This window comes from Marinilabilia sp. (assembly GCF_016278715.1).
Taxonomy (GTDB): Bacteria; Bacteroidota; Bacteroidia; order Bacteroidales; family Marinilabiliaceae; genus Marinilabilia.
Genome location: NZ_JADQBH010000082.1, coordinates 1 through 6,640, shown reverse-complemented (window position 1 = coordinate 6,640; position 6,640 = coordinate 1). Strand labels below are relative to the sequence as shown.

6 protein-coding genes are annotated in these 6,640 nt (G+C 44.1%); 1 reads left to right on the top strand and 5 read right to left on the bottom strand.

The window, feature by feature from the left end:
- Positions 1 to 48: 48 nt before the first annotated feature.
- Positions 49 to 1,113, top strand: a complete 1,065-nt coding sequence (locus QZZ43_RS05305; protein ID WP_291856886.1) for a PorP/SprF family type IX secretion system membrane protein — start codon at positions 49 to 51, stop codon at positions 1,111 to 1,113.
- An 821-nt stretch (positions 1,114 to 1,934) separates the two neighbouring features.
- Here QZZ43_RS05305 and QZZ43_RS05300 read toward each other — a convergent pair.
- The 5 genes from QZZ43_RS05300 to pruA form a co-directional block, all read right to left on the bottom strand.
- Positions 1,935 to 3,233, bottom strand: coding sequence for a glycosyltransferase family 2 protein (locus tag QZZ43_RS05300; protein WP_291856885.1), 1,299 nt, complete (start codon positions 3,231 to 3,233; stop codon positions 1,935 to 1,937).
- An 18-nt stretch (positions 3,234 to 3,251) separates the two neighbouring features.
- Positions 3,252 to 3,863 carry an OmpH family outer membrane protein gene (locus QZZ43_RS05295; protein ID WP_291856884.1) on the bottom strand — a complete coding sequence of 204 codons (612 nt, stop codon included), beginning with the start codon at positions 3,861 to 3,863 and terminating at the stop codon, positions 3,252 to 3,254.
- A 113-nt stretch (positions 3,864 to 3,976) separates the two neighbouring features.
- Positions 3,977 to 4,297: a hypothetical protein gene (locus QZZ43_RS05290; protein WP_291856883.1), complete on the bottom strand. Its 321-nt coding sequence runs from the start codon at positions 4,295 to 4,297 to the stop codon at positions 3,977 to 3,979.
- Positions 4,298 to 4,303: 6 nt separating this feature from the next.
- On the bottom strand, positions 4,304 to 4,609 hold the full coding sequence (locus QZZ43_RS05285) for a septum formation initiator family protein (RefSeq protein ID WP_291856882.1): 306 nt from the start codon (positions 4,607 to 4,609) through the stop codon (positions 4,304 to 4,306).
- A 146-nt stretch (positions 4,610 to 4,755) separates the two neighbouring features.
- The gene (gene pruA / locus QZZ43_RS05280) at positions 4,756 to 6,387 is read right to left on the bottom strand and encodes an L-glutamate gamma-semialdehyde dehydrogenase (protein WP_291856881.1); all 1,632 of its coding nucleotides are present in this window, start codon (positions 6,385 to 6,387) and stop codon (positions 4,756 to 4,758) included.
- Positions 6,388 to 6,640 lie beyond the last annotated feature (253 nt).

The window sequence follows — 6,640 nt, the reverse complement described above, 5'->3', positions numbered from 1 at the left end:
AATTGGTAATTGATTATTGCTAATTGATCATTGGTAATTGATAGTTGAATGAATAGAGGATTAAAATATATTGTTCTGTTGTGTTGGTTTCTGCTGGTCATTAGCGTGAAAACGAAAGCCCAGGATCCAACGTTCTCACAGGTTTATGCCAATCCGGTGTATCTGAGTCCTTCTTTCACCGGACTTACCAGCGGTAGTCGGGTGGCATTAGCCTACAGAGATCAATGGCCAGGTATCCCGAATACTTACCAGACCGTGTCGTTTGCTGCCGATCATTTTTTCGAGGATTACAACAGTGGCCTGGGACTTGTTTTTGTTCGTGACGATCAGGGAAGTGGTCAGTTGGTGACCCAAAATATTGGTCTGGTTTATGCTTATGAGTTTCCCATTACCCGTAATATTTACGCCCGTCCCGGACTGAACTTTAAGTATTTTGAACGGAAGATTGACCCGTCTTCGTTGCTTTGGGGCGACCAAATTGGTCCCGAAGGGGATATTCTTGCCAGTGCTCTTGGCGATTTTGAGGCCGAAAGCTACCGCAAAATTGATGCTTCGGCTTCTGCAATGATTTACAGTGATGATTTCTGGGTGGGAACCGTGGTGGATCACCTGGTGAAGAGTGATATTGGTTTTACCGATGTGGAATCGTCCATGCCCATGCGTACCACCGTATATGGCGGGGGAAAATATCGTTTCAGGCCCAGAACCCGTAATCAGGATGAAGTAGCCGGCACACTTGCTTTTATGTACCGGGCGCAGCAGGATTTTCAGCAACTGGACCTCGGAACGTATTGGTACGTTAACCCTTTTGAACTGGGGCTTTGGTACCGGGGTATTCCGGTAATGGAAAGTGAAGGACTGACAAATAATGATGCGTTGATTTTTATTCTTGGTTTCAATATCGGACAGGTAAGAATTGCTTACAGCTACGATATGACTCTTTCAAACCTTGCCGGGCACAGTGGGGGAGCTAATGAGTTTTCACTTATCTGGCGTTTTTCTACCTCCGGATTTAATGAATCGCCACGGGGTGCCATTCCTTGTACCGAACCCGGAAATGACTGGATGCGGAATAAATCAAACACCCGAAGAGGCAGAAGGTCCATCTTTTAGGTTCACAGTGGGTTCTATTTGTGCAGGGTTCAATGGAATGGGAATCTTGAATTTGAGACCCGCAACCCAAGATTTTCGGCAAATGATTTTTCAAAATATTTGTGGTATGAGAATAATAGCACCCTGCTTTAGCGGGATGATTATTGGATTGTTAGGTGTTGTTTAAGCCGGCTTGAAGCCGGCTTTCATTCTTTTCTGCGGTTTTATTGAAACACCCGGGTAAACCCGGGTGCTAATCTCATGATGTGGTTGGATGAGTAAGTTGTAGCGTGATTATCTGTCACCCCTGCCGGGGCTCTTCTTTTATATTATTACATTCCTTTGCTACCAAACTGCCGCCCCGCTGGGGCTGGAACACGTGCATTGATGGGTTCAGATATTCCGAAGGGCTTTCCTTGCGATGGGAGATAAACAAATCATATCAATTTCTTTCTGTTCAAATTGGAAGAGCCCCGTATGGGGCGGCAGTTTGGTAGAAAGGTTATTCAGGTCAAAGGAAACCAAGCCCCGTCAGGGGTGACACATTCAATTAACACGTATTCTGTCACCCCTAACGGGGCTCATCTTTTAAAATTGTTACATTCCTTTTTCTACCATACTGTCGCCCCGCTGGGGCTGGGACACGTGCATAGATGGGTTTGGATATCCAAAGAGGATCTTCTTACCATTGTGAAAAACAAATCATATCAATTTCTTTCTTTTTAAAATGGAAGAGCCCCGGATGGGGCGACAGTTTGGTAGGGTAGAAGGGTTATTCGGGTAAAACGCGACCAAAGCCCCGGAGGGGTGACACCTTTATTTCCTTTTTTAATGAGGAATTGTCATGGTGTTATGATAGCCGACCTTTCAATTCTGCGGAATGCCAGCAACAGCTCCTTTTCATCGATGATTTCCGACAGATCAAATCCCGTTGCTTCAAGGGTGGTAAAGGCGGCCTCAAAAAGGGCAGAACGGGCGTAAAAATGCTCGTGGGCATAATTGAGGTATCTGATAATCTTAAATGCATTAAAAACGCTAAAAAAGCGGGTTAAAAACGATTTTTCACTGTTGCTGTTTTGTTGGATGGTCAGTAGCTCCTTTTCGAAGCCTGTATTCAGCAAAAAACTACGTAAAGGACCGGTTAGTTTGTAAGTCCACTCTTCAAATTGTTCAATGGGCAGGGAGAATAGTTCACGGGCCAGCGAAAAGAATTCTTTGAGGTCGCTGAATGCTTGTGGGTTATAGGTTGTTCCCTGTTTCTGGGTTCCATCCAGATGATTCTTTACACTTGCTCCAGTGCCAAAAATTACCCTTCCTGAGGGGCGGGGAGAGGGATAAACGGTGGTGGTATTGATTTCCCCAAATCCTCCCAAAGGAATGAGTTTCTGTAGAAAATAGAAATCCTCACCTGCCTGTTTTTTAGGCATTCCCCCAACGCGTGCATAATTGATGGCTCTGAATGCCATGCAGGAGCCGACCGTGTGAAATGCATAGGGGAAGCCGGTTTGTTTGAGAGCCAGCAGATAGTATCTCAGGTGTAGCTCATAAAGGGTGATGGCTTCAAATACCTCCGGGGGGAAAGTATCACCTTCAAGGGGGTGTTCAAAATAGACAGAGGCTCCACTGTTTTCTGGTTTACTGAACCATTTCTCAATGGCTGTAAAGTAATTGGTGGCTACCGGACTGTCGGCGTCGAGGCATGTAAGGATTTTTTCAGGTGAATTGATTGCTGCAAAGCGGCGAATGGCTTCATCCAGTCCGGTCTTTCGGGCCAGTCCGGCTCCGAAATGTTTCTTTTTCAGGTCGTAAGCTTCCAGGGTGAAAATGGAAAGCCACTGCGGACATTTTGACGATTCTGCTAAACTCCGGATCTTTGAGGCGCATACTTTTTGCTCCCTGATGATTTCCGGCAATTCGTCTTCGGCGGTGTTTAAAACAACAATAACCTCCACCCGAAAGGATGGAGGTTCACATGAAAACAATGATTTTAATGTGGTAAAAATAAGTTCATCCTCACGGTAGGCCGGAACCACTGTAATTAGTCCGATTTTTTCATTAACGGGTTTGTTAATGCGGTAAGGAGGATTATGTTTTTCCAGATACTTCTTTAAAAGAAGTGCCGGATCTTTCTTCCTGGTCATATCAATTATTGACCTGTTTTATTTTTCTTTTTTGGAATTTTGATAACGATTGTTAAGTTCTTCAACAACTTCGTTAGTTATGTTCAGAGCATCATTGGCAAAAAGAATGTTGTCGCCCATGGTATTGCTCAAAACCAATTTGTAAGGATGTCTTGTGGTAAAATCTTCCAGAAATCCTGTAATGGTATCCCTCAGTTCTCTGTTCATGCTGTTTTGTTGACGCATCAGGTCGTTGGACATTTGGCTGTTCAATTCCTGAAGTTCCTGTTCCTTCTGACGGAGTCTTCTTTCTTCGTTTTGGGCCCTTTCCAGACTTAGGAAACCGTTGTTCTGAACTTTCCTCTGGAAAGACCTCATGTCGTCCTGAAACACTCTTAATCTCTCATTGAAATCGGCTCTTGAAGATTCCTCTTCTGTCAACAGTTCTTCGTTCAGGGAACGTGCGTATTCGTAGTTTATTAGCAAAGAATCAGTATTGATATAGGCTATTGGATAGTCCTGAACGTCTTCTTTTTGAGCTTTTTGGTCAGCTGATTCCTTTTCTTCTGACCCATTGGAGAAAACAATAATAAACAATGCAACTACGGCAACAAGCAGAACTGCATTAATAATGAGTGATAGATTTTTCATATCTCAGAAAATGAATGTTTAATTTTTTATTGATGAGGACAAATATAACTGTATTGTTAAAATATAAAAAAGTTATGTGTTTATTTTGGGGGTAAAAGTCGTGGAAATGATTATCAGACAATTTTCCTGAAGCTGACATACCCATCCAGAACAGCCGAAATGGCAATAAAAAGAATCCAGTAATCCTTTTTGTAAAAGATAAAGGCAATGGCAATTGTCAGAAATACAGCGCTTAGCATTAAGATGCCGTTGATTCTTTTTCGATGGGCAGGAGCAATTACATAATTAAAAATTCTTACTCCCAGAACTGGAATCAACCCGACGGCAAATACCCATACAGCAGATGGCATTTCGGTAATATTCATCACAATGCCGGCGAGAATAAGCACCATGCCGGCATAATACAATCCGCTCAACAAACGGTAAAATCCCATAGTTTACTACTTTTCAATGACCACAAAAATATCCTCATCCGGTTTCTTCATGAGGTATTGTTCGCGGGCAAATTTCTCCAGATTATCCGGGTTGCTCTGTAACTCCTCTATTCTCCGGGTGTTATTCACAATTTCATTCTGATAGTGAATTTTTTGTTTTTCCAGTTCTTCGATTCGCCTTGAGAGTTCATGGCGTTCCACCAAATTGTTCTGGTCAAAAAAACCGACCCAGATTATAAATGCCAGAAACGTAATTACGTAGCGATTACGTAATAAGGGAATGCTCAGCCTAAAAATGTCTTTGAGACCCATTTTCCTGACCTTATTGGTTCAATACAAATGTAAGTATTTCGAATGATTTTCCAATGTTCTTACGATTCAGGTTTACAAAAGCGGGACTGTTCTTAAACTGAACAGCCCCGCGTATGCATGGAAGATGATATTTTCCTGTTTGCTGATTAATCTTCGGTCATATAGGGATATTTAAAATCCCTGGGCGGAACGAAATTTTCTTTGATGGTTCGGGGGGAAACCCATCGCATCATATTGATTAATGATCCTGCTTTGTCGTTGGTTCCGGATCCCCGGGCACCTCCAAATGGCTGCTGACCTACCACTGCTCCGGTGGGTTTATCATTTATGTAGAAATTCCCTGCTGCATTGGTCAGGCGTTTAGCCGTTTTTTCGATGATGTATCTGTCTTTTGCAAAAACAGCACCGGTCAGCGCGTAAATGGAGGTCTTATCCAGTATGTCGAGTGTCTCGTCGTATTTCAAATCATCATAAACATAGATGGTGAGAATTGGGCCAAACAACTCTTCCTGCATGGTTCGGTAATGCGGATTTGTAGTTTGAATAATAGTAGGCTCAATATAATAACCCACTGATTTGTCACATCCGCCACCGGCTATGATTTTTGCTTCAGGATGTTGTTCTGCTTCCTTGATGACGGATTCCAGTTTGTCAAAAGATGCTTCATCAATCACCGCATTCATGAAGTTACTGAAGTCCTCGGGAGGGCCCATTTTAAGTTCTGACAACTGCTTCTGGACTTCTTTATTGATTTCTTCCCAGCGACTTGCAGGCATGTAGGCCCGTGATGCAGCAGAACATTTTTGTCCCTGATATTCGAATGCGCCACGCACGATGGCAGTGGCTACTTCCCGGGCATTGCATGATTTATGGGCTATAATAAAGTCTTTTCCGCCTGTTTCCCCTACGATACGGGGATAGGTTCTGTAGCGATGAATGTTTTCTCCGATGGTTTTCCAGATCGATTGAAATACTTCAGTGGAACCGGTAAAGTGGAACCCTGCAAAATCGGGATGGTCAAAAACCTCACGCGCCACCACCGGACCGCTGGCAAAAATCAGGTTTATGACTCCGTCTGGCAAGCCGGCTTCCTGGAATATTTCCATGATGATGTGGGCTGAATAGATGGCTGTCTTGGAGGGTTTCCAAACGACTACGTTGCCCATCATGGCCGGGGCCGAAGGCAGATTTCCTGCTATGGAGGTGAAGTTGAACGGAGTGAGGGCAAATACAAACCCTTCCAGAGGCCGGTATTCTACCCGGTTCCAGATGTCTTTTGCGGAGGTGGGCTGATCGCGGTAAATCTGGGTCATGTATTGCACATTGAAACGCAAAAAGTCGGCAAACTCACAAGCGCTGTCTATTTCAGCCTGAAATGCGCTCTTTGACTGGCCCAACATGGTGGCCGCATTGATTTTCTGACGATACGGCCCCGCCAGGAGGTCGGCCGCTTTAAGAAATATGGATGCACGGTGCTCCCAACTCAACCCGGCCCATTTGGATCGGGCTTTTAACGCTGCGTCAATAGCCTGATGCACGTGGGCTTCGTCTCCCTGGTGGTAATGGCCCAGGCTGTGTTTGAGTTCATGTGGTGGATGAATGGATATTTTTTTTCCTGTTCTGATTTCTTCTCCCCCAATAATCATGGGTATGTCCATCTCAACAGCCCGGTAGGCTTCCAGCTGTTTTTTCAATTCAGCACGTTCAGGTGTTCCGGGGGCATAACTCAGTATTGGCTCATTCTTAGCAGGGGGAACCTGAAATACTCCTTTTGGCATAGCACTTGGTTTTTAGGTGTAACAAATTGATGTTTACACAAATCTAACCATAGAATAAAACAATCGGAATGAAAAATGTCAGGGTTTTTGGAAACTCCCTCAATGGTTCCTGGGGCCTTGATTGTTAAATGCCACCAAACTGTCGCCCCGCTGGGGCTGGGACACGTGCATAGATGGGTTTGGATGTTTCGAAGAGGTTCTTCTTACCATTGAGAAAAACAAATAATAACCATTTCAGTCTGTTCAAAATGGA

Coding starts and splice junctions, on each gene's coding strand:
- QZZ43_RS05295 (WP_291856884.1), bottom strand. CDS start 3,863: ATGAAAAATCTATCACTCATTATTAATGCAGTTCTGCTTGTTGCCGTA.
- pruA (WP_291856881.1), bottom strand. CDS start 6,387: ATGCCAAAAGGAGTATTTCAGGTTCCCCCTGCTAAGAATGAGCCAATA.
- QZZ43_RS05285 (WP_291856882.1), bottom strand. CDS start 4,609: ATGGGTCTCAAAGACATTTTTAGGCTGAGCATTCCCTTATTACGTAAT.
- QZZ43_RS05290 (WP_291856883.1), bottom strand. CDS start 4,297: ATGGGATTTTACCGTTTGTTGAGCGGATTGTATTATGCCGGCATGGTG.
- QZZ43_RS05305 (WP_291856886.1), top strand. CDS start 49: ATGAATAGAGGATTAAAATATATTGTTCTGTTGTGTTGGTTTCTGCTG.
- QZZ43_RS05300 (WP_291856885.1), bottom strand. CDS start 3,233: ATGACCAGGAAGAAAGATCCGGCACTTCTTTTAAAGAAGTATCTGGAA.